The sequence below is a fragment of the Allobosea sp. CRIB-10 genome, assembly GCF_900112185.1.
Classification (GTDB): domain Bacteria; phylum Pseudomonadota; class Alphaproteobacteria; order Rhizobiales; family Beijerinckiaceae; genus Allobosea.
The window spans coordinates 158,860-179,803 of sequence record NZ_FOKP01000005.1 but is presented as its reverse complement, the minus strand read 5'-3'; the positions used below and the strand labels follow the sequence as shown (position 1 = coordinate 179,803).

Genomic DNA, 20,944 nt, shown 5'->3' with positions numbered 1-20,944 from the left:
CTCAGCCGACCAGCCGCGCCACCTCCGCCCGCAGCACCGGCACCAGCTCGGTTTCGAACCAGGGGTTCTTCCTGAGCCAGCCATTGTTGCGCCAGGAGGGGTGCGGCAATGGCAGGATGCGCGGCCGGCGCTCCCCGGCGACGATATTGCGCCAGTCGGCGACGGTCGCCGTCAGGTCGGCGGCCGCCTTGCCCCCGAGATGCCAGGCCTGAGCGTAGCGGCCGATCACCAGCACGAGCTCGATGTTCGGCAGACCGGCGAGCACGCGGCTTCGCCAGGCCGGCGCGCATTCGCGGCGCGGCGGCAGGTCGCCGCCCTTGCCGTCGAGGCCGGGGAAGCAATGCCCCATCGGCACGATCGCGACGCGCGAGGCGTCGTAGAAGCGGGCATGATCAAGGCCGAGCCAGTCGCGCAGGCGGTCGCCGGAGCGGTCGGTGAACGGCCTGCCGCTGGCATGGACCCGCGTTCCCGGCGCCTGACTTGCGATCAGCAGGCGCGCGCTCGCTTCAGCCTGGATCACGGGCCGCGGCTCATGCGGCAGGCGCGGCAGATGGACCGGCTCGTCCCGGCAGATCCGGCAGGCGCGCAGGTCGGCGAGAACGTCGTCGAGCGCCTCCGGCGAGCCGGCCCCCTGCCCGCTCATCGACCGGCCAAGCGCGCCCCGCCGGGGTGCTGCGAAATCAGCCCGTCGCAATGCCAGGGCGGCGCCTTGGCGGCGTGCTTCTCGGAATCGCCGGGCTGGATGGTGGCGACGCCGTTGATGCGGCCCGAGCGATAGGTTCGCAGCACATAGAGCGTGCCGCTGCGCTCGACCCAGAAGCAATAGGTCCGGCGCGTCTCATGGGGGCCGTAATAGTAGCAGACGGCGTCTTCCGTCGTCGTCCAGCAGGCGTCGGTGTTGTTCACGTGCCGGTTATGGCCGGTCACGCGGCCGTCCTTGTGATGGTATTCGCTGAACGGCGGTCCATTGCTGTAACGCCCGGCGACAGTGTTCCCCTCGAAAAGCTGGCGGATGTCCTGGCCGGTTAGCCGCTCGACCGCACCGGCGCCAGTCGCACCGGCGCACAGCAGCAGGAACACCGCGATCGCGCGGAGCCGCATCACCGTGCGGCCACCCGCCGCGACATCGGCGCCTGCGGGCCGCGGGAGATCAGCCCGTCGCAGTACCAGGGCTTGCCGCCATCGCTGTGATTGCGCGGGTTCGCGAGCTCGATGGTCGCCACCGCGTTGATCCGGCCATTGTCGAGATTGCGTAGGATGTAGAGCCGGTCGGTGAGCTCGACCGTGAAGCAATGCGTCGTCCGCTCCTCCGGCGGGCCGTAATAATAGCAGACGGCGTCACCCTTGGTGATCCAGCAGGCGTCGCGGTTCTCCTGCCAGCCATTATTGCCGAGCGCCCGGCCGTCGGGATCGTGGTATTCGGTGAAGAACCCGCCGCCGGTATAGCGGCCACTGACGGTGTTGCCGGTGAAGGCGCGGTTGATCTGCTCGCCCGTCAGCTTCTCCGCCGCCGCAGCGGCGAGCGGGAGCATCAGCGCGAGCAGGGCCGCCAGCAGGCGCATGATCAGGCCTTCCAGCTCGGCCGGGCCGAGAGCTCGCCATGCCAGCGCCGGATATTGGCGAAGTCTTCCGGCAGCGGGATGCGCGAGGGCTTCATGAAATCGATGGCGATGCCGGCGGTAATGTCGGCCACCGTCAGCTCGTCGCCGCAGACGAAGCGGTTGGCGCCGAGCTGGAGGTCGAGCAGCACGAGATGATCGTCGATCAGCTCGCGATTGGCCTCGGCCCATTCCGGCACCTGCTCCTCGAGCTCGGCCATGGCGGGGTGGCTGTGGCGGAACACGGCCGCGACTGCTGTGAACAGCCCGAGCTCGATGCGGCGATTCCACATCTCGATCAGTGCCGCCTCCTTCGGAGCGGCGCCGAACAGGGCCGGCGCCGGGTGCAGGCTCTCGATATAGCGGCAGATCGCGATGGTCTCGGCGAGCGCCGTCCCGTCCTCCAGCAGCAGCACCGGCAAGCGCTGCGACGGATTGATCCGGGTGAACTCCGGCGTCCTATGCTCCTTCTTGCCGATGTCGACCGGGACGAGCTCGGGCAAGGGCAAGCCCTTCTCGGCGAAGAAGATGCGGACCCGCCGCGGATTGGGCGCGCGCCCGCCATCATAGAGCTTCATGCCTTGCCTCTTCGCCCAGGACGCCACAGCCGCATTCAGGGCGGCGAGCTTGCCCTGTCAAGACAAAGCCGGACAAGACGGCACGAACATGGCTGCGGCTCGCCACGCCCATAACGCCGAAGTCCCGCGGCTGCGGCGATCTCATGCATTCGCACGACGAACGCCGGCGCGTTTCCCTCTCCAATGCTCCGACGCTCCCGCATCGAGCGTCCGGAGGGACATCATGGCCAAGTTGACCGAGATCGCCAGCTTCGGCGGCAAAGCCGCCAGCGCTCCCTCGTTCGGGGAAAGGTCCACCGCCAGCAGCCATGAGTTCAACATCATCCTGATGAAGGACGGATGGGCCGAGCTCCAGGTCACGGCCTTGCAGGCCGATGTCTTCGTCTCGCCGACGAACATGAAGTTCTCGACCTGGGTGAACTCCGACGCGGACGATGTCAGCGTCAAGGGCAAGCTGAAGCTGCGCGTCCCCAAGGACGAGACCCGCACATTCTGGTTCACCGCCTCCGAGAGAGTGGGCGGCTTCCATACGACCTATCTGGTCACCGCGCCGAGAGCGGCCCATGCGAAGAAAACGAAGATCACCGTCGGCGTGATGTGAGCGGCACGGCAACTCTATCCAGGCGCAAGCAGGATCAGCGCGAGCGGCACCGCGACCGCAGCCAGCACGGTCTGCAACGCGCAGATGCCGGCCATCAGCGGCGCATCGCCGCCGAGCTGACGCGCCATCACATAGGAGGAGGAGGCCGTCGGCAGCGCCTGGAACAAGATGGCGAGCGTCGCCGCCTGGCCGCCGAGGCCGAAGCCCTTCAAGGCCGCATAGGTCGTGAGCGGCATCAGCACGAACTTGGCGACGGAGGCGACCAGCGCCGGCTTCAGACCGCGACCCAACGCGCCCCAGTCGAGCGCCGCGCCGACGCAGAGCAGGCCGATCGGCAGCGAGGCCTGGCCGAGCGCCTTGAGGCAGCCCTCGACGCCGGGTGGCAGGCCCAGGCCGGAAAGCTGGATGGCGATGCCGAGCACGCAGGACATCAATAGCGGATTGAGGGCGAGGCCCCGCAGGATGCCACGCAGCGTCGGCTGGGCCGAGCCCCAGCGGGCGAAGACCAGGACGCAGATCACGTTGACGGTCGGCACGATCGCGGCGTTGGCAACGGCCGCGAGCGGCAGGGCCGATGGGCCCAGCATGCTGCCCGCGGCGCTCAAGCCGACATAGTTGTTGAAGCGGATGCCGCCCTGGAAGACCGAGGTGAAGGCGGCGTCGCTGTAGCCGAGCCAACGTTTGGCCAACACGAGAAGCGCCGAGACCGTGATGATCGCTGCGATCAGGGTGAGGGCCAGGGTGGCTACAGGCAGCCCCCTGAGATCGGCCATCGCCAGAGCGTGCATGAAGAGAGCCGGCAGCAGCACGTAATAGCTCAGGCGCTCGGCCTGCGGCCAGAACGAGTCCGGCAGGAAGCGCAGGCGGCGCATGGCATGGCCGAGCGCGATCAGGAGCGCGATCGGCGCCAGAGCGAGCAGGATCGCGCCGATCATGCCAGGAACTCACGAGCGGGCGGCCGAGCGGGCAGCGGTGTCATCCGGTGGCGAATCCAGCATTGAGGCAGGCGGAAAGAGGATCCTTCTTTAGGTCGCCATTGCCGGAGACGAAAATACCTGAGCCGGCAGCGGGATTGAGGAATCCGCATGGCCGCCCGGCAGCTCAGCGCGGATGGCTTTTGCGCCACTGCTCCGGCCGCTCGAAACTCAACGCCCAGATTCCGCGCCCGGCCGCCTTCGCCTCGGCCTCCTCGGCCTGGTAGGCGCCGTAGGCGACCGCATTGCCCTGGCGGACGAGCGTCGCATTGATCTCGGCATCGCCCTGCTTGCAGCGCGCCAGCCCGCGGCCATAGCGATCGGCCCGCGAGACCGTGCAGCTGACATTGCCGAGCGCCAGCATGGCGGCGAGCGCGCGCCGTGCCTGCCGGCCGCAGGCGACCTCGCCGCCGGAGCGGTCGCGGCAAATCTGCCGATATTCCGGCGCATCGATACCTTCCAGGCGCAGCTCCTCGCCAAGCAGCCGCAACGAATCGCCATCGATCGCCTCGGCCGCCCCGGCGAGGTTGCGGCCAGAGCCGAGCCGGTATTGCAGAACGGCGCCCGCGATCGCCAAAAGCAGAAGGAATCCAAGGGCTACGACGAAGTCGACCGAGCGGCCGACCCGCCGCCAGCCGAACGGTCCGTAATTGCTTGTCCTGAATCCGAAGCGCGCCATCAGGACAAGCTTAACGATTTCTCGCCAATCATGGCGAGCCGGGGCGCGACGGTTGCGCCGCCGGGCGGGAGCGTTTGCCTTCGGACCATGGCGGAACTGACAGCCGAACAGGTGCAACGCGGTCGCGGACCCGATCCGACCGTGCTCGCGCGCCGCAAGCTGATCAACCGCGAGGTCCGGTCGGCGCGCGAGAAGCTGACCTCGTCGACCGGGCTGCAGCGCGCCTTCGACTACGAGCTCGTCCGCGTCTTCGCGCAGTATCGGCTGAACGGTTCGGCGGGCACCTTGCTGCTCGCCTTCCTGGTGGCGGCAGCGGCGTGCGTCTGGGTGCCGTTCTATACGGTCTCGGGCTGGCTCACGCTGGTGGTGCTGTCGACCGGCGTCACCGCCGTGCTGTGCCGGCGTTTCCTGGCCGAGCCCTCTGCTGCCGCGCGCGTCGGCTTCTGGCGCAAGCTCCTGCCCGCCGCCGAACTGCTGCATGGCCTGTCCTGGGCCTTGCTTGCCGGGCTTTTCGTCGGCGTCGATGCGCCCGGCGCCCGCTTCTTCCTGATGACGACGCTGCTGATCGTCAGCGCGCTGATGGTCACGCTCGCTGCGACGATGCCGATTGCGGTCTATTCCGGCCTCGTGCCGATCGTCGGCGCGATCGTCCTCTCCTTCAGCGGGCGCAGCGACATCGACAGCGTCACCATGCTGCTGATGGCGGCCTGCGCCCAGCTCTTCTTCATCTTCCTGACCAACCGACTCTACTCGACCTCGGTCGAGACGATCGAATTCCGGGCCGAGAAGGACGCGCTGATCACCGAGCTGGAAACCGCCAAGGCCAACTCCGACGAGGCCAGGCGCAAGGCGGAGGAGGCCAACCTTGCCAAGTCGCGCTTCCTGGCGACAATGAGCCATGAACTGCGCACGCCGCTCAACGCCATCCTCGGCTTCTCCGAGGTGATGAAGAACGAGGTGTTCGGCCCGCATGCCAATGGCTCCTACAAGGAATATTCGGGCGACATCCATTCCTCCGGCCAGCACCTGCTGGCGCTGATCAACGAGATCCTCGACCTCTCCCGCATCGAATCCGGCAAATACGAACTCAACGAGGAGGCGATCAGCCTCGCCGCGATCGCTGACGATGCGGCGCACATGCTGAACCTGCGCGCCAAGGCCAAGAGCCAGACGATCCGCCAGGCGACCGAGCCTGAATTGCCGCGGATCTGGGCCGACGAGCGAGCCATCCGCCAGGCCGTGCTCAACATCCTGGCGAATGCGATCAAGTTCACCCCGCAGGGTGGCGAGATCTCGATCAAGGTCGGCTGGACCGCGACCGGCGGACAATATGTCTCGATCACCGATACCGGCCCCGGCATCCCCGAGGACGAGATCCCGGTGGTGATGCAGACCTTCGGACGCGGCTCGCTGGCGATCAAGACGGCCGAACAGGGCTCGGGCCTGGGGCTGCCGATCGTGAAGGGGCTGATCGACCTCCATGGCGGCGGCTTCCGCATCAAGTCGAGCCCCCGCGCCGGCACCGAAGTCACGATCACGCTGCCGGCCGAACGCGTGATGGATACGCTGCCGGCCCTGCCGCAGCCCGGCGAGCGCTCAGCGGCCTAAGCTCTCCTGCCGCGGAAGCGCTACGCGGCGTGACGCACGCCTGCCGCACGTTTCCGCTCGACCTCGACCTCCTCCCACCAGTCACCGAGCGCGTCGATCAGCGGCACGAGACGCAGGCCCGCTTCCGTCAGCTCATAGTCGACCCGGCGCGGGTAGCCGTCATGGTCGATCCGCCGGACGATGCCAGCCGCCGCGAGCTTGCGCAGTTCCAGCGCCAGCATGCGGTGCGACACCGTCGGATTATCGCGCCGGAGCTCGTTGAAGCGCTTGGTCCCGTCCTTGAGATAGTAGAGCAGCAGGGTCGGCCAGCGGCCGCTCAATACCCGCATGACGCTCTCGATCGAGCAGTCGGACACGACGTCCTTCATGATCCGTTCCGCGCCTGGTTACAGAAAAGTGCGTAATTTACTTGGGGCGGCGAGCGACTAGGTTCCACCCCGCTGCGCAGCGTTTCCCGACCCCAATGGAAAACGCAACATGGAACCGATCCTCGTTTATGGCTACCCGTCCGGCACGTCTATGGGCCTGGTCGCGGCTCTCGAATGGCTTGGCCAGCCCTACAAATTGAGCCGCGTCGACATGCTCGGCGAGATGCGCGAGCCGCCTTACAAGCGGATCAACCAGCGCGTCGAGACCCCGGTGCTGATCACAGATCAGGGCCGCCCGCTGACCGAGACCATGGCGATCGCCGCCTATCTCGAGGCGCGCGACACGCAGCGGAAGATCAGTTTCGATCCGCTCTCAGCCGAAGCCGACCGGATGCACCAGTTGATGGGCTTCCTCAACACCGGCTTCACCGGCGCCTTCACCCCGCTCTGGGTCGCGCTGGAACTGCCCGAGCCCGCCCCCGACTTCGAGGCGGCGCTGCGGCGTTTCGGGCGGGAGCAGGTGATCGAACGCCACGACCGGCTGGAAGAGATGCTGGACGGTGGGAACTGGCTGGTCGGCGACAAGCACAGCCTCGCCGACGGCCTGCTCGCCGGCGTGGCGCGCTGGCTGGAGTATCATGAGGTCGCCGACATCTCGCGCTGGCCGAAGCTGCAGGCGCTGCGCCAGCGGGTCGAGGCGGATCCAGCTGTCACCTTCGCGGCTGCGCTGGAGAACGGCGAGACGCCGGCCGGCAAGGGCGCCTTCAAGGGGCACATGCCACTGGCCGAGGTGATCGAGCGCTTCGGCGCCTGACGAGCCAAAGATGCGCCGGGCTCGATGTCCGGCGCGTCTTTTTCGTTACTCGCCCTTCTGCGAGACCTGCGCCTGGGCGAAGGTCGCCATGCCGGAATGGACCCCGGCCGCTGCCTTCACAAGCCCGGCGGCGAGTGCGGCGCCCGTCCCTTCCCCGAGCCGCATGTCGAGCGCCAGGAGGGGCTGCTTGCCGAGCTTGACCAGCGCCTGCGCATGCGCGCCCTCCGCCGAGAGATGACCGGCGATGCAGTGGTCGAGCGCGGAGGAGTCGAGCGCGTGCAGGATCGCGGCGGCGGCGGTGACGACATAGCCGTCGAGGATCACCGGAATGCGCTGCAGGCGGGCGGCGAGGATGGCGCCGCAGATCGCCGCCATCTCGCGGCCGCCGAAGCGACGCAGCACTTCGAGCGGATCGCTGAGATGGTTGGCGTGGAGCTTCAGCCCGGCCTCGACCGCGGCGATCTTGCGCTTCAAGCCCTCGTCGTCGACGCCGGTGCCGCGGCCGCACCATTGGGCCGCGCCGCCGCCATAGAGCGCGGCGAAGATCGCGGCGGCCGATGTGGTGTTGCCGATGCCCATCTCGCCGAGCGCGAGCAGGTCGGCGCCGCCGGCGAGCGCCTCCATGCCGAAGGCCATGGTCGCGACGCAGGCGCGCTCGTCGAGCGCGTCTCCTTCCGTGAAATCGCCGGTCGGCAGGTCGAGCGCGAGATCGAAGACCTTGAAGCCGAGATCATAAGCGGCGCAGATCTGGTTGATCGCGGCGCCGCCGGCGGCGAAGTTCTCCAGCATCTGGCGCGTCACGCTCTGGGGATAAGCCGAGACGCCCTGGGCGACGACGCCGTGGTTGCCGGCGAAGACGCAGACCAGCGGCCGGTCGACCCGCGGCGGCGCCTTGCCCTGCCAGGCGGCGAGCCATTCGGCGATCTCCTCCAGCCGCCCGAGGCTGCCGGCCGGCTTGGTCAGCTCCTTATCGCGGGCGCGCACCGTGTTGGCCGCCGCCATATCGGGGCCGGGCATGTTGGCGATGAGGTTGCGGATATCGTCGAAGGGCAGGCCGGAGGCGGGCATCGCAGACATCTGAGGAGCCGATCTTGAAAACCTATAGCATCGGACCGAAAAGTGGAATCCACTTTTCGGAATAATCCGATGCTATAACAATGTGATAGATCATCGTGACCGCGTCTGTTCGGACGCGCGATGATCTAGAGAATCGGGCAGCACGAGATCGCCGCCGCGCAGCCGCTGCTGCTATAGGCTGGAGCGGACGAAGACAATCCGGGGGCAGCGTGACGCAAACCGACAGCGATGATGCGACGCAGGTGACGCCGCCCGCCTGGCCGGGCTGGCTGATCGCGACCGCGACCTGCATCCGCTTCTATTCGCGCCTGCCGGTGCCGGCGCTGCCAGGCGAAAACGTGCATGCCCTGCCGGACTTCCAGCTGGTGCCGCGGGCTTTGCCCTTCGCAGCGCTGGTGATCGCATTGCCGGCGGCGCTGATCGCGCTGCTTGCAGGCCTTGCCGGCGTCAATGCCTTGCTGACCGCAGCCCTCGCCGTCACCGCGCTCGTCGTAACGACCGGCGCCTTTCACGAGGATGGGCTCGCCGACTCGGCCGACGGCCTGTTCGGCGGGCATACGCCGGAGCGGCGGCTGGAGATCATGAAGGACAGCCGCGTCGGCACCTTCGGAGCGCTGGCGCTCGGCCTGTCGCTGCTGCTGCGGGTGAGCGCGCTCGCCGCGATCCTGCAAGGGGCCGGCGCTTGGACGGTCGCGGCGGCCGTCCTCGTCGCCGCGCCCTGGTCGCGCGTCGAGGGCCTCCGCATCCTCGCCACGACCCCGCCAACCCGGCGCGACGGCGCCTCTGCCGCGGTCGGACAGCCCGAGCGGTCAGTGCTGCCGGTCGCCTACGGCTTGTCGGCCGGGCTCGCTTTGGTCCTGGTCGCGGCCGGCGCCCTCCCCCTCACCGGCATCGTGCTCGGTCTCGCGGTGTCAGCGCTGACCACGCTTTGGCTATCGCGCACCGCCATCCGCCTGATCGGCGGCCAGACCGGCGACATCCTCGGCGCGGCGCAACAGCTCGGCGAGATCGCGATCTATCTCGGCCTCGCCATCGTCATCGGCTGGGGCGGGCGATGAGCGCGGTCTCCAGCCCCTGCATCAAGGTCTGCGTGATCGATCCGGCGAGCAAGCTCTGCCAGGGCTGCGGACGGACCTTGCAGGAGATCGCGCAGTGGTCGCGGCTCTCGGAGGCCGAGCGGCTCGCGATCATGGCCACACTGGACGAGCGGCTCAGCCCTCCGCGAGACGGGCAAGCCCCTCGCCGGTCAGCCTGAAGAAGACCTTTTCCGGGTGCTGCTTCCCGCCAAGGCTCTCGTAGAAGCGCAGCAGGCGCTCATCGTCGCGCGCCGCCGTCCAGTCGATCCGGCCGAAGCCGCGCCCCAACGCAAGCCGCGCCAGTTCGGCGAGCAGCGCCTTGCCGGCGCCTAGGCCACGGGCTGCCTCCGCCACATAGATTTCCTTGAGGAAGAAGCCGGGTTTGAGACCCGGCCCGGGGTAGATCGCCGAGAAGGCAGCGAAGCCGACGACTCTGCCGTCATGCTCGGCGATGAGCAGCTCGGTTCCCGCCGGCCGGTTCGCCAGGCCGGCACGGATCTCATCGTCCGGCGGGCGAGGCACGCCGTAGTGCGCCTGCATCGCGCCCATCAGCTGGGCAAGGGCGGGATGATCGGCTTCCTCGCAGGGACGGACGGCAACCATACCCGTCTCCCGCTCAGGCGATCAGCGACCAGAAGAAGCGGGCGCAGACCACCAGCAGGAAAATGCCGAAGGCGACCTCCAGCCGGCGCTTCGACAGGCGATGCGCCAGGCGCGCGCCGATCGGCGCCGTCCAGATCGAGGTCGGGATGAAGAGCAGGAAGCCGATCAGCGAGACATAGCCGAGCGAGAGCGGCGGCAGGAGGTCCATCTTCGGCCAGCCGGCATAGATGTAGCCGAGGGCGCCCGGGATCGAGATCAGGATGCCGAGGCCCGAGGAGGTCGCAACCGCCTGGTGGATCGGCCGACCATAGAAGGTCATGAACAGGCTGGAGAGCTGGCCGCCGCCGATGCCCATCAGGGACGAAAGCACACCGATAACCAGGCCGTAAATGCGCATCAGGAACGGTCCAGGCATGGTGTCGCCAAGCTTCCAGCGGTCGGAGGCGAAGAGCAGACGCATGGCGCTGGCGAAGGCGACTGCGACGAAGACCGCCTTGAACACGTCCGGCGGGGCGTAGCGCGCGATCACGCTGCCGCCGACGACGCCGAGCACGACCGGCACCGCCCAGATCTTGATGATCGAGGTATCGACCAGGCCCTTGGCGAGATGGGCCCGGTAGGAGCGGATCGAGGTCGGGATGATCACCGCCAGCGAGGTGCCGACGACAAGCGGCATGCGCACCTCGTCCGGCACGCCGATGGCCTTGAAGACCTCGTAGAGCACCGGCACGATGACGGCGCCGCCGCCGACGCCGAACAGACCAGCGAGCAGGCCAGTGGCAGCGCCGGCCGCGACCAGCGACACCGCAAGGAAAATCAAGTCATTCAAGGCAATGCCAGCGATCATCATGCACTCAATCTGGAAAAGACGGAGTGCTCTTAGCTCCCTCACCGGAAAGGGCAAGGTTCAGCCGGCAGGGCAGGCATGCGCGAACGCGCCTCGGCAGAAGATCATCTAGCGGCCGGGCGCCCGTTTCAGAGCGCCGGTCCTGGCCGATTACGGCCTGACATAGGTCCAGCCTTTCTCCTGCAGCTCCATGACCCGCACGACGCCGGACTTCACCACCGCAGCTTCCGGGATCAGGGCGATCTCCTTGTTCTCAGCCTTGCTCATATTGCCCTGGGTGTTGCCGCAGGCCTTGAAGGTGATGGCCGGCGTGCTCGTCGCCATCGCCTTGATGCGCGCCTTCACCGGCGAGGTGTCGTCGCGCAGCATGTGCAGCCCGGGGCCGAAGGTCACGACTTCGATCTCCACCTTCTCGCCGAGTTCCTGATAGTACTGCGCCACATTGGTCGCGTTGTTGAGCGCGAGGTTCATCGTCGCCGGCTCGTTCGTGTTCACCTGCAGGATCAGCCGGTGCGGCTTCCTGTCGGGTACCGGCGGTTTCGGCGCTTGCACGGCGCTGTGCTTCGTGGCCTGCGCCGTCGCAGGCGGGGCGACGAAGGTGAAAGCGAGGCCGGCCAGCAAGACCGTGCCGAGAGCATCTTTGAAGCTGATCGTCATCGCATTCCACCCATGGTTCGAGGACTATTCGCTACGTGGCCTGGCGAGAGTGCGCGGCCATTTGCAGGCCACAGCAACCCTGTCGCGCGCCGCCTTCAGGCCGACCAGGCTGAAATGCCCGTCATGGACCGCGCCTGCGCGCGTGCCGAGACGGATCGCAATGCCGCCGTCATCGGGAAGCGACAGCAGCAGGCCGACGACATCGCCCCTGAAAGCAACGCCGGTCCCGAAGGATGGTCGCCCCGCCGCCACCGACACAGGCTGGCCGCCGTCGAGGCGATAGGACAGAGCGTAGTCGACGCCGCTGTCGGAGACGGCCGCCCCAGCGACCACCATCTCAGTCCGGCCGCCGCGGCAGTGAATGGAAAGCTGTTTCAGCGCAGGGTTTGCATTGCCCTGGGCGAAAGTGGTTGCGGTGACGATGGGCGTGTAGTCGACCGGGGACGTGGTCTCGCTGATGATCCAGCCTTCGGCGTCGCCTGCCGCAGGCGCGGGTACCTTCCCCGGCTGCGGCAGCTTGTTCAGGCAAGCAGGCCGCTCGGCCGGGTCGAGCAGCGAGCAGGCACGAAGCTGCGCCATCGGATCGGGGGCGCCCTGCGCGAGGGCGATCTCGCTTGCGATCTCGAAGACGACTGAGAGCATGATCAGCTTCATTGGCTCGCACGTTGCGTCTGCGCCTTGCGATCCAGCCAGTCCTGGGCGGCCGGGAAGCGGTCGAGGCCGGGGACGGTCGCGGCGAGATTGATCGACTTCCATTTCGGGTCGAAGCCGGGCGCCTGCAGCTTGTCGACACGGCTGAAGAGCTGGTCGACGAAGCGGGCGACGCGCTCGTAGCGATTGGTCTGCGGCGCCCAGTTGAACGCGACCAGCGCAGTCGGCACCGCGATCGTCGAGACCCGCTCGCCGGCCTTGATCAATCCGGGATATTCGCCGGCCTCGAGCACGGCCGGCAGGTAATAGTCCTCGAACTTGCTGTCGTAGGGCACGGGAAGGAACTTGAAGCCGGGCTCGAAGCGCCCGCGGACGAAGGCGTCGACCGGCTTCGAGGTGATGAAGACCACTGCGGCCATCTCGCCCTTGCGCATCTGCTCGAGCGCGAGCTGATGCGGGATGAAGGTGTTCTGCGCGGCAATGCCGAGACGGCTGAAAATCAGCGGCCCCGAATAGGCGGCGGCGGTTCCGAGCGTGTTGAAATTCACCTTCTTGCCGGCGAGATCCTGCAGGCTCTGGATCTCCGGCCGCACGAAGACGTGCAGCTCCGAGGGGAAGAGGTTGAGCACATAGGTGACCTTGCGCCGAATCTGCGGCATCTGGGCCTTGTATTCCTCCAACGCATCGGAATTGATGATCGCCGTGTCGACGCCGCGCAGATAGAGCAGCGAGTTCAGGTTCTCGGTGGCGCCGCGGGTGACGATCGGGAGCAGGTGCAGGTTCGGCCCGTCATCGACGACGCGGGCCATCTCGGCCCCCAGGCGAAGCGGCGCGCCCTCAAGCAGCCCCGCCGCGAGACCGACGGTCCAGGCGTTCATCTTCTCCTGTTCGGTCGGCGGCGGCCGGATCATGCGTCGCTGCGTAGGAGCGCTGACCTGCGAGGTCTGCGCCAGAGACGCCTCGAATGCCGGCACCGCCCCGACCAGTCCTGCAAGCGCGATCAGCAGGAAGAGATGTCGTCCCCGCATCATGCTCATTCTCGACCTCCCTGTCGCATGGCGGCCGGCCGCTGTCTCAGCCATCCGGTGCCTGCCGCAGCGCCTCGACGCGATCCTTCGCCTCCGCGATGCCGCCGGCCTGCGCCCTCGCGTAGAGCGCGCGCGCCCTCGTCACTTCGCCACGCGTGCCATAGGTTCCCCAGGCCGACAGGACGCGCGGATCATAGGTCTCCGCGAGCATGAAGCTCGCCCGGGCGCTGCCGATCTCGACCGCGCGCTCCAGCACGATCCGGGCGGAGCCGATGTCGCCCTGGCCGAGCAATGCGCTGGCCCTGGCGATCAAACGCGCCGCCTCTGAGCTGTTGCGCGCCTCGGCGACCACGGGCTGCGCTGCCGTGACGGCAGCCACGGCTTGCAGAGGCTTGGACGGCTCGCCGACCGGGGGCGCGGGACGTGCCGGCGCGGGGCGCAGCGACGCCAGTTCCTGCGCCATGGTCGCGGCGCGGTCGCGCTCCTGCTGGAGAAGCTGACGCAGATCAGTGATCGCGGCTTCGCTCGCTTGCCCGAGCCGTCCGGCCTCGTCGCGCGCCTTGCTCAGTTGCGCAGTCCGGGCTTCAAGCTCGCGCTGCGCCGCCGACAGCTCGGCTGCAAGCGCAGAGCGCTGTACGCGCTCCTGCTCGAGCATCTGACGATGCTGTGCGATGCTGGCGACCTGCTCCTGCCGCGCCGCCGCGACCTGTGCGAGCAGCGCCGTTTTCTGACGTTCAAGCTCCTGCGCCTTCGCGGCCTCCGCCTGTCTCAGCTGCGCCGCCTGCGCCTCGGTCTCGCGCCGCGCGGCGGAGAGCTCGGCCGCCAGTGGGATGCGCTGCCCTCGTTCATCGTCGAGGGCCTGACGATGCTGCGCTGCGGCCGCGCTCAGCGCCTGACGCGCGGCCACGGCCTGCGCTATGGCGGCCGCCTTCTGCCGCTCCAGTTCCAGCGCTTGCGCGGCCCTGGCGGCCTCCGCCTGCCTGAGCTGCCCTGCCTCCTCGCCCGCCTTGCGCAGCTGCGCCGCCTGTGCCGCCATCTCGCGCTGGGCCCCCGCGAGCTCGGCCGCCAGCGCCGTCCGTTGCGCGCGTTCCTGGTCGAGCGCCTGGCGATGCTGGGCGGCAAGTGAGCCCAACTCCTGCCGTGCGGCCGCCAGCTCCTGCGCAACGGCCGCAGTCTTCTGCCGCTCCAGCTCCAGCGCTTGCGCGGCCCTGGCGGACTCTGCCTGCCTGAGCTGCGCTGCTTCCTCGCCCGCCTTGCGCAGCTGCGCCGCCTGTGCGGCGGCCTCGCGCTGGGCCCCCGCGAGCTCGGCCGCCAGCGCCGTCCGTTGCGCGCGTTCCTGCTCGAGCGCCTGGCGATGCTGGGTGGCGAGCAAATCGAGTTCCTGACGCGCGGCAGCCAGCTCCTGCACATCAGCGGCGGCCTTCTGACGCTCCTGGAGCGGCTGGGAGGTCATAGCCGTCGCCAGTTGCTTGAGCTGTTCGATGTCCTCGTTCGCACTACGCAGCTGCACCGACCGTGCCTGCAATTCACGCTGCGACGCCGCAAGCTGATCCGCCAGCGCCGCATGCTGCGCACGCTCGCCATCCATGGCCCGGCGATGTTGCGCCGCGGCTGCGACTAGCTCGTCTCGCGCGGCTGCGGCCTCCCGCGCCTTGGCGGCGGCCTCATCCTGCGCCCGTCGCAACGACTGTTCGCTCCTGGCGGCCTCGTCCCGCAATTGCGCAGTCAGGGCTGCGATCGTGCTCCTGGCCTCGTCCAGCTCCGGCGCCGCAGCTGCAGGCTGCGCCTGGGCCGGCGCTCTGCCGGCGTCCGGTTCGGGATGCCGCCGCGATGGCGCCGCCGCGGCGGCGACCGGGGCTTCGCCGTATGACAGGGCCGCCGGCGCAAGCTGTCCGACGTGAGCAGGCTCGAGCCGATCCGCATTCCGAGGCACCAGCAGAAGCAGGGCCGCGACCGCAAAACCGCTCGCCAGCGGGATGAAGCGGCGGCGCAGCGACGCCCGGCCGGGGCGCGAGGCGTCGCGCTGCAGGCCGGGTTTGGCCGGGAACTCCTGCCGAGCATCGGGGGCCGCGTTGCGATCCTGCCCGGCCGGCGGCTTGCCTGCCAGCCACGGCCCGGTCCAGTGAGCGGTATCGATGGTCAAGCCCGCGTCATCCCTGGCGATGACGGCTTTCCCATCTCCCGATGCGCTGTCGATCGCGTCGCGCATATGGCTGACGCCTCTTGGTCGGCGGCATGGCTTGCCCTGGCGAACCAGGTCACGGGCGAATTCGATCCGGCCGACGCGAACGAAGACGTCCGCATGGAGACGTCTGCGAGAGCCTCGACCGCGCCCTCGCCCGCTTCGAGCTGACCTCAGATCGTAAAGGTCCAGAAGACGAGCAAACGGGCAGGAGATTGCCCGAGCGGGGTACCCCGCCGATCGCCGCCGGCTCGCGCGCTTCGACTAGTCGCTGACGCCCTCGCGCGCGACGATCGCCATCAGCGTCGCCGTCAGCATGGCGCAGAGCTTGGGCTTGCCGTCCGTCACGGCGAAGACCTCGGCCATGGCGAGCGTCAGGGTGCGGCCAGCCTTGACCACCCTGCCCTTGGCGATCAGCTCGTCGCCGGTGGCGGGCGCCAGCAGGTTGATCTTGAACTCGGCGGTGAGGATGCCGTTGCCGGCCGGCATGGTGGTGAGCCCGGCATAGCCGGCGGCGCTGTCGGCAATGGTCGCGACCGCCCCCGCATGGACGAAGCCGTGTTGCTGGGAGAGATGTGCCGCAGCCGCCATGGCGATCTCGACCTCGCCCGGCGCGACGCGCACGAGCCGGGCGCCGAGCGTCCTCATCATCGCCTGCTTGGCGAAACTCGTCTCGATCCGGGCGACGAGGGCGGGATCGATCGGCTGTTCAGTCATCGGTGCTCACTCGGCTGCAATCGCGGGCGGAGCCTCGCGCTCGACATGGGCGATCGCAGCGCGCAGCTCGGCAAGTCCAGCGCTTGCCGCGACGCAATGCTCGGCGAGATGGCGGCGGAACAGACGCGAGCCGCGCCGGCCCGGGAACAGCCCGACGAGATGGCGCGTGAAGGCATGCAAACGCCCGCCCCGTTCGAGATGGGCGGCAATGTAAGGCTCTAGCGCTTCCAGCATGTCGAAGGCGTCCGCGGCCGGCGCATCCTCGCCGAAGAGCAGCGGATCGACGGCGAGCAGCACTTCGGGGTTCTGATAGGCCTCGCGGCCGAGCATGACGCCGTCGAGATGGGCGAGATGCGGCAGCCATTCGCCGGGCTGGCGGATGCCGCCGTTGAGCGAGACGATCAGGTCGGGATTGGCCGCTTTGAGGCGATAGGCGCGCTCATAATCGAGTGGCGGGATCTCGCGGTTCTCCTTGGGCGAGAGCCCTTGCAGCCAGGCCTTGCGGGCATGGACGACGAGCGCATCGACGCCGGCCGCACGCACGGCGGCGGTCAACGCGTCGAGCGCAGCCTCGGGATCCTGGTCATCGACACCGATCCGACACTTCACCGTAACGGGAATGGAAACCGCCGCCTTCATCGCCGCGACACAATCGGCGACCAGTTGCGGCTCGCGCATCAGGCAGGCGCCGAAGGCCCCGCCCTGGACGCGGTCGGAGGGGCAGCCGCAGTTCAAGTTGATCTCGTCATAGCCGAAATCGGCGCCGATCTTCGCCGCCTGCGCCAGCAGCGCCGGATCGTTGCCACCAAGCTGCAGCGCGACCGGGTGCTCGACATCGTCGAAGCCGATCAACCGCTGCCGGTCGCCGCGCACCACCGCCTGCGCCGTCACCATCTCGGTATAGAGCCGGGCACGCCGCGACAGCAGGCGATGGACGATCCGGCAATGCCGATCAGTCCAATCCATCATAGGTGCCACGGAGAATCTAAGCTCTTGATTTTTCATGATTTTTTCCGCAACATCAACTTGTTGGGTCGGTCCGAGCGCACACGAGATCACGCCGTGATGCGACGCTTTTTGCCACGTTCGATCGCTGAGATCACACGCAGCGCACACGAAAAATGGCCACCTTCACGAAGCTCTCCTCCGGGTCCTGGCGCGTCCAGGTCCGACGCAAGGGACGCTATGTGAGCGAGACCTTCCTGCGCCGGGATGATGCGCGACGCTGGGCCACCGAGGCCGAGCGTCAGATTGATCGTGGCGAGGCTCCGAACGACTCGCGCATCGTGCGGCTGAAGACGTTCGGGGACCTCATCGACCTCATATCGACGACATGCGCGACGTCGGCAAGGCTCCTTTGCGCTCCAAAGCTGCCACGCTGGACTTGCTAAGGCGACAACTTGGAACGTGCAGCATAGTGTCGCTCGATCGCGAGCGGCTCATTCTCCTTGGTCGTGTTCTCCTTGGTCGTGAGCGAGCGGCGCTGGGTGCAGGCCCAGTTACTCTTGTTATCGATCTCGGACAACCAAGCTCATTCTGTCTCATGCCGCCGCTGTGCATGGTCTTCCCGTGCGGGTCGGACCGGTTGACCTCGCGCGCATCGCACTCGAGCGCTTTGGGCTCGTCGGGAAGGGAGAAGCGCGCGACCGGCGACCCACACAAGATGAAATTGATCGAATAGTTGGGTACTTTGATGGAATGCTCTGTCCCCCGTTGTCAGGCGGCCTCGGTCAGGCATGACGAAACACGATGCAGGTCGGACTTCCCGTACGGATGATCTGAGCTGTCGGTGTCAAACGTCCGGATATCCTGTCGATAGCAAGGTCGACGATCGTATCGCTGTTCTCGTTGGCCGCATAAAGATGATCGCCGGTCGGGGAGAGCGCAAAAAATCGCGGTTGCTTCCCCTGCGTCGAGGTCCAGCTATCAGACTTCAGCAGGCCGTTCTCCGCGCCGATCGCGGAGATGGCAATACTATCGTGGCCTCGGTTGGATACATAGAGAAAGCGACCGTCTGATGATGTCGCGATCCCTGCCGCCGTGTTGTCCCCAGTGAAATCCTGAGGAGCGGCCGGCACGATCTGCAACGGCGTCAGCACGCCCTTCTCGCTGTCCCAGGCATAGGTGGTGATCGTCGAGTCGAGCTCGTTGGCCAAATAGGCCAGGGGTTTCGAGGGATGGAAAGCTATATGACGGCAACCAGCCCCCTCGCGGGCCTTCAAGGCCGGCGCGCGCATCGTCATCAACGGCCTCGGCGAGGTGGGCGAGATCGACAAGGTCCGCCGCCATATCGCCGAGCGGTTCCGAGTCGACGTCCGCTATGACGACAGCAACCTGCTGGAGCCTGCCGGCGTCGCCCGGCTGGTCGACGGAGTGGTGGACGCCTTCGGCAAGATCGACATCCTCGTCAACAATGCCGGCATCCAGCATGTCGCGCCGGTCGAGGAGTTCCCGGTCGAGAAGTGGAACGCGATCCTGGCGTTGAATCTCTCGGCCGCCTTCCACGCGACGCGGCTCGTGCTCGGCGCGATGAAGGAGAGCGGCTATGGCCGGATCATCAACATCGCCTCCGCCCATGGCCTGGTCGCCTCCCCGTTCAAGGCGGCCTATGTCGCCGCCAAGCACGGCCTGGTCGGCCTGACCAAGACGGTAGCGCTCGAGGCCGCCGAATTCGGCGTCACCGCGAATGCGATCTGCCCGGGTTACGTCTGGACGCCCCTGGTCGAGAAGCAGATCGACGAGCAGGCCCTCGCTCACGGCATCCCGCGCGAGCAGGTGGTGCGCGACGTCCTGCTGGCGCAGCAGCCGAACAAGCGCTTCGCCACAGTCGACGAGATCGGCGCGCTCGCCGCCTTCCTCGCCTCCGCTCGCGGGGCCTCGATCACCGGGGCTGCGTTGCCGGTCGACGGCGGCTGGACCGCGCACTGAACGCTGCAACCCTGCCAGAGAAGGAGCGAGCCATGGCGCACGCCCATGCATCGGCCGCCCTGCCGAGGATCGTCATCGTCGGCGCCGGCTTCGGCGGTCTCGCCGCGGCGCGGGCGCTGAGACGGGCGCGCGCCGAGGTCACGGTGATCGACCGGCGCAATTTCCACCTGTTCCAGCCCTTGCTCTACCAGGTCGCCACGGCGGCGCTGTCGCCGGCCGATATCTCCGCGCCGATCCGCTCGGTGCTGCGCGGCCAGGCCAATGCCCGGGTCATGCTCGACAAGGTCACGGGCATCGACCGGGAGCAGCGCCTCGTCCTGACCGAAGGCGGACGCCGCGTACCTTACGATCATCTCGTTCTCGCCACCGGCGCACGCCACAGTTATTTCGGCCGCGATGAGGAATGGGCCGCCCTGGCCCCCGGCATCAAGACGCTGGACGATGCGACACGCCTGCGGGCCCGTATCCTCCTCGCCTTCGAGAAGGCGGAGCTCGAATCTGATCCCGCCAAGCGCCGGGCGCTGCTGACCTTCCTCGTCATCGGTGCCGGCCCGACCGGCGTCGAGCTCGCCGGCGCGATCGCCGAGCTGGCGCGCAAGGCCGTGCCCCGCGACTTCCGCACGATCACGCCGGAGAGCGCCAGCATCGTGCTGATCGAGGCGGGGCAGCGCATCCTGCCGAGCTTCCGCGAGGATCTGGCCCAGGCCGCGGCAGCCTCGCTGCAGGCCATGGGCGTCACGCTGGAGCTCGGCAAGGCCGTCGGCGAGGTCACCGCCGAGGGTGTTTCCGTCGGCGGCCGGCACATGTCCGCCGGCACCATCGTCTGGGCGGCCGGCGTCAAGGCCTCTGCCGCGGGACGCTGGCTCGCCGCCGAGACCGACCGGGCCGGACGGGTGCGCGTCGGACGGGACTTCTCAGTGCCGGGCGCGCCCGAGATCTTCGTCATCGGCGACGCCGCGGCGCATGCCGACGGGCAAGGTCGGCTGCTGCCCGGCGTGGCCCCCGCCGCCAAGCAGGCCGGCAGCCATGTCGGCGCCCTGATCGCCGCGCGCCTCGCCGGAAGCGTCACGCCCGCGCCGTTTCAGTATCGCAGCCGCGGCGCCATGGCGACGATCGGCCGCAAATCCGCGGTCGTCGATCTCGGCCGACTGCGCCTGACCGGACTGCTGGGCTGGCTGCTCTGGTCGCTGGCGCATGTCTGGTTCCTGGTCGGCTTCCGCAACCGCGTCAGCGTCGCGACGAGCTGGCTCTGGTCCTACCTGACCTGGGAGCGCGGCGCGCGGCTGATTACCGGCCAGGAGATCGCCCGCGCCGAGCCGCCGCCCATGCCGGCGCAGCGGCGCGAGGCCGCCTGATCTTGACCGCAAGCCCCGAAGCCCTCGCGAAAGGCCCGAAACATGTCCATGACCTTCACCGATGCCCGGCCGCAGGACGGCCTCGTCCCCCCCGCCCGCTCGCTCTGGCACCTGATGCTCGGCGGCTTCGCCGCCACCGGCTTCTACGAGGTCTGGGCGAATTGGCCGACGGCGCTGCTCGCCGGCTTTCCGCTCGAGCCGCCGGCGCTGATCAAGTCGCTGTTCCACCACCAGCTCGGCCTGCATGTGCCCGACGTCTGGGCCAAGGCCCTGCATTTCCTGACCGGCTTCCTGTTCTATCCGCTCGGCTACTGGATCGTCTCGCGCATCCTGCGGGTCGGCCCTCCCGCTGCCGGCTGGCTCTGGGGCGTCGCGACCTACTTCATCGCCCTCGGCGTCTTCGCGCCGCTCGCCGGCCTGCCTTTCCTGCTGATCGGCGAGAACGGCCTGCTCTCGCTGATGAGCCTGATCGGCCATGCCATCTACGGCCATCTGCTCGCCCTCGTCTTCGAGACGCAGGAGGCGCGGGCCAGGTCGGCCTGATCGACGCAGTCCGGACCAGGACCGGCCGCGGACGCGCTCCGCGGCCGGCTCTTCGCGTCG

Annotated in this window: 24 protein-coding genes and 1 pseudogene; 8 read left to right on the top strand and 17 right to left on the bottom strand. The window is 68.2% G+C overall.

Annotated features, from left to right (window positions below):
* Position 1: 1 nt before the first annotated feature.
* From BMZ69_RS09435 to BMZ69_RS09420, 4 genes are read right to left on the bottom strand one after another with little or no spacing between them, the layout of a single operon-like run.
* A complete protein-coding gene (locus tag BMZ69_RS09435; protein ID WP_092156308.1) occupies positions 2-643 on the bottom strand; it encodes a uracil-DNA glycosylase family protein in 642 nt (213 codons plus the stop codon).
* Positions 640-1,104, bottom strand: a complete 465-nt coding sequence (locus tag BMZ69_RS09430; RefSeq protein WP_139219011.1) for a hypothetical protein — start codon at positions 1,102-1,104, stop codon at positions 640-642. Before BMZ69_RS09430 ends, BMZ69_RS09435 begins: the two co-directional genes overlap by 4 nt.
* Positions 1,101-1,562 carry a hypothetical protein gene (locus BMZ69_RS09425; protein WP_092156306.1) on the bottom strand — a complete coding sequence of 154 codons (462 nt, stop codon included), beginning with the start codon at positions 1,560-1,562 and terminating at the stop codon, positions 1,101-1,103. The genes BMZ69_RS09430 and BMZ69_RS09425 overlap by 4 nt, the downstream gene beginning before the upstream one ends.
* A 2-nt stretch (positions 1,563-1,564) precedes the next feature.
* Positions 1,565-2,176: a glutathione S-transferase family protein gene (locus tag BMZ69_RS09420; RefSeq protein WP_092156305.1), complete on the bottom strand. Its 612-nt coding sequence runs from the start codon at positions 2,174-2,176 to the stop codon at positions 1,565-1,567.
* A 223-nt stretch (positions 2,177-2,399) separates the two neighbouring features.
* Between BMZ69_RS09420 and BMZ69_RS09415 the strand changes: the two genes are divergently transcribed.
* Positions 2,400-2,777, top strand: coding sequence for a hypothetical protein (locus BMZ69_RS09415; protein WP_092156304.1), 378 nt, complete (start codon positions 2,400-2,402; stop codon positions 2,775-2,777).
* 14 nt (positions 2,778-2,791) lie between these two features.
* On the opposite strand, the gene BMZ69_RS09410 is transcribed toward BMZ69_RS09415, so the two are convergent.
* Complete coding sequence (locus BMZ69_RS09410) at positions 2,792-3,712, bottom strand: AEC family transporter (RefSeq protein ID WP_092156303.1); 921 nt, start codon at positions 3,710-3,712, stop codon at positions 2,792-2,794.
* Between the two features lie 166 nt (positions 3,713-3,878).
* Positions 3,879-4,430 carry a thermonuclease family protein gene (locus BMZ69_RS09405; RefSeq protein WP_092156302.1) on the bottom strand — a complete coding sequence of 184 codons (552 nt, stop codon included), beginning with the start codon at positions 4,428-4,430 and terminating at the stop codon, positions 3,879-3,881.
* A 141-nt stretch (positions 4,431-4,571) separates the two neighbouring features.
* On the opposite strand from BMZ69_RS09405, the gene BMZ69_RS09400 reads away from it, so the two are divergent.
* Positions 4,572-6,038 (top strand): sensor histidine kinase, encoded by a 1,467-nt coding sequence (locus tag BMZ69_RS09400; RefSeq protein ID WP_348272461.1) that lies wholly within the window; start codon positions 4,572-4,574, stop codon positions 6,036-6,038.
* A gap of 20 nt (positions 6,039-6,058) precedes the next feature.
* Here BMZ69_RS09400 and BMZ69_RS09395 read toward each other — a convergent pair whose 3' ends face one another.
* On the bottom strand, positions 6,059-6,406 hold the full coding sequence (locus tag BMZ69_RS09395; protein WP_092156300.1) for a winged helix-turn-helix transcriptional regulator: 348 nt from the start codon (positions 6,404-6,406) through the stop codon (positions 6,059-6,061).
* Between the two features lie 109 nt (positions 6,407-6,515).
* Between BMZ69_RS09395 and BMZ69_RS09390 the strand changes: the two genes are divergently transcribed.
* Positions 6,516-7,220 carry a glutathione S-transferase family protein gene (locus BMZ69_RS09390; protein WP_092156299.1) on the top strand — a complete coding sequence of 235 codons (705 nt, stop codon included), beginning with the start codon at positions 6,516-6,518 and terminating at the stop codon, positions 7,218-7,220.
* A 45-nt stretch (positions 7,221-7,265) separates the two neighbouring features.
* On the opposite strand, the gene cobT is transcribed toward BMZ69_RS09390, so the two are convergent.
* Positions 7,266-8,297: a nicotinate-nucleotide--dimethylbenzimidazole phosphoribosyltransferase gene (cobT, locus tag BMZ69_RS09385; RefSeq protein WP_092156298.1), complete on the bottom strand. Its 1,032-nt coding sequence runs from the start codon at positions 8,295-8,297 to the stop codon at positions 7,266-7,268.
* Positions 8,298-8,506: 209 nt separating this feature from the next.
* On the opposite strand from cobT, the gene cobS reads away from it, so the two are divergent.
* Positions 8,507-9,355 carry an adenosylcobinamide-GDP ribazoletransferase gene (cobS, locus tag BMZ69_RS09380; protein WP_244543293.1) on the top strand — a complete coding sequence of 283 codons (849 nt, stop codon included), beginning with the start codon at positions 8,507-8,509 and terminating at the stop codon, positions 9,353-9,355.
* Positions 9,352-9,552, top strand: a complete 201-nt coding sequence (locus BMZ69_RS09375; RefSeq protein WP_092156297.1) for a DUF1289 domain-containing protein — start codon at positions 9,352-9,354, stop codon at positions 9,550-9,552. Before cobS ends, BMZ69_RS09375 begins: the two co-directional genes overlap by 4 nt.
* On the opposite strand, the gene BMZ69_RS09370 is transcribed toward BMZ69_RS09375, so the two are convergent.
* The 9 genes from BMZ69_RS09370 to BMZ69_RS09325 form a co-directional block, all read right to left on the bottom strand.
* The gene (locus BMZ69_RS09370; RefSeq protein WP_092156296.1) at positions 9,509-9,976 is read right to left on the bottom strand and encodes a GNAT family N-acetyltransferase; all 468 of its coding nucleotides are present in this window, start codon (positions 9,974-9,976) and stop codon (positions 9,509-9,511) included. The two genes, BMZ69_RS09375 and BMZ69_RS09370, sit on opposite strands and share 44 nt — an antisense overlap.
* Before the next feature lie 13 nt (positions 9,977-9,989).
* Positions 9,990-10,823: a sulfite exporter TauE/SafE family protein gene (locus BMZ69_RS09365; RefSeq protein WP_092156462.1), complete on the bottom strand. Its 834-nt coding sequence runs from the start codon at positions 10,821-10,823 to the stop codon at positions 9,990-9,992.
* A gap of 150 nt (positions 10,824-10,973) precedes the next feature.
* The gene (locus tag BMZ69_RS09360) at positions 10,974-11,480 is read right to left on the bottom strand and encodes a DsrE family protein (RefSeq protein ID WP_139219010.1); all 507 of its coding nucleotides are present in this window, start codon (positions 11,478-11,480) and stop codon (positions 10,974-10,976) included.
* Positions 11,481-11,504: 24 nt separating this feature from the next.
* Positions 11,505-12,122: a hypothetical protein gene (locus tag BMZ69_RS09355; protein ID WP_244543292.1), complete on the bottom strand. Its 618-nt coding sequence runs from the start codon at positions 12,120-12,122 to the stop codon at positions 11,505-11,507.
* An 8-nt stretch (positions 12,123-12,130) separates the two neighbouring features.
* The gene (locus BMZ69_RS09350) at positions 12,131-13,168 is read right to left on the bottom strand and encodes a TAXI family TRAP transporter solute-binding subunit (RefSeq protein ID WP_092156294.1); all 1,038 of its coding nucleotides are present in this window, start codon (positions 13,166-13,168) and stop codon (positions 12,131-12,133) included.
* 37 nt (positions 13,169-13,205) lie between these two features.
* Positions 13,206-15,368, bottom strand: a complete 2,163-nt coding sequence (locus tag BMZ69_RS09345; protein WP_092156293.1) for a coiled-coil domain-containing protein — start codon at positions 15,366-15,368, stop codon at positions 13,206-13,208.
* A gap of 237 nt (positions 15,369-15,605) precedes the next feature.
* Positions 15,606-16,058 (bottom strand): PaaI family thioesterase, encoded by a 453-nt coding sequence (locus tag BMZ69_RS09340; RefSeq protein ID WP_092156292.1) that lies wholly within the window; start codon positions 16,056-16,058, stop codon positions 15,606-15,608.
* A 6-nt stretch (positions 16,059-16,064) separates the two neighbouring features.
* Positions 16,065-17,063, bottom strand: a complete 999-nt coding sequence (gene dusA / locus BMZ69_RS09335; protein WP_092156291.1) for a tRNA dihydrouridine(20/20a) synthase DusA — start codon at positions 17,061-17,063, stop codon at positions 16,065-16,067.
* Between the two features lie 725 nt (positions 17,064-17,788).
* Positions 17,789-18,295, bottom strand: a complete 507-nt coding sequence (locus tag BMZ69_RS09325) for a lactonase family protein (RefSeq protein ID WP_244543301.1) — start codon at positions 18,293-18,295, stop codon at positions 17,789-17,791.
* Between BMZ69_RS09325 and BMZ69_RS09320 the strand changes: the two are divergent.
* The 3 genes and pseudogenes from BMZ69_RS09320 to BMZ69_RS09310 all read left to right on the top strand — a co-directional run.
* Positions 18,279-18,986 (top strand): annotated as a pseudogene (locus BMZ69_RS09320) (3-hydroxybutyrate dehydrogenase); the annotation flags it as partial. The gene BMZ69_RS09325 and the pseudogene BMZ69_RS09320 overlap by 17 nt on opposite strands.
* Before the next feature lie 32 nt (positions 18,987-19,018).
* On the top strand, positions 19,019-20,341 hold the full coding sequence (locus tag BMZ69_RS09315) for an NAD(P)/FAD-dependent oxidoreductase (RefSeq protein ID WP_092156288.1): 1,323 nt from the start codon (positions 19,019-19,021) through the stop codon (positions 20,339-20,341).
* Positions 20,342-20,389: 48 nt separating this feature from the next.
* Positions 20,390-20,884, top strand: a complete 495-nt coding sequence (locus tag BMZ69_RS09310; protein ID WP_092156287.1) for a hypothetical protein — start codon at positions 20,390-20,392, stop codon at positions 20,882-20,884.
* Positions 20,885-20,944 lie beyond the last annotated feature (60 nt).